This window comes from Streptomyces ossamyceticus (assembly GCF_001418475.1).
Lineage (GTDB): Bacteria > Actinomycetota > Actinomycetes > Streptomycetales > Streptomycetaceae > Streptomyces > Streptomyces ossamyceticus.
On sequence record NZ_LIQX01000904.1, the window covers coordinates 1 to 339 of the forward strand.

Annotated in this window: 1 pseudogene; it reads right to left on the reverse strand. The window is 75.5% G+C overall.

Annotation, left to right across the window (positions count from 1 at the left end):
• Positions 1-39 precede the first annotated feature (39 nt).
• A pseudogene (locus tag AOK15_RS40365) lies at positions 40-339 on the reverse strand (hypothetical protein); the annotation flags it as partial.

Consider the following 339-nt stretch of genomic DNA (forward strand, 5'->3'; position numbering starts at 1 on the left):
GGGCGAAAGGCTGAACGGCGTCCGCCGTCGGGTGCGCCGTCAGACGTGGCTGCCGTCCTCGGAGCGGCGGCGCGACCAGCGCCACGCGACGCCCAGGGTGCCCGCGACGAGCGCGGCGCCGAGACCGATCTCCCCCAGGTCCAGGCCGGCGACGCTGCCGATCCCGGCGTGGGCACCGTGCGAGGGGTGGTGGCTCGGGCGCGCGGCGGCGATGGTGAGGTCCGCCTGGCCGCTCTCGTTGCCGCACTGGAACGAGACCTCGTACACCGCTCCGTGCCTGGCGTCCCAGTCGACGGTGGCCCTCGCCGACGAGTGCCCCCTCGGGATGGTGACCGTGTC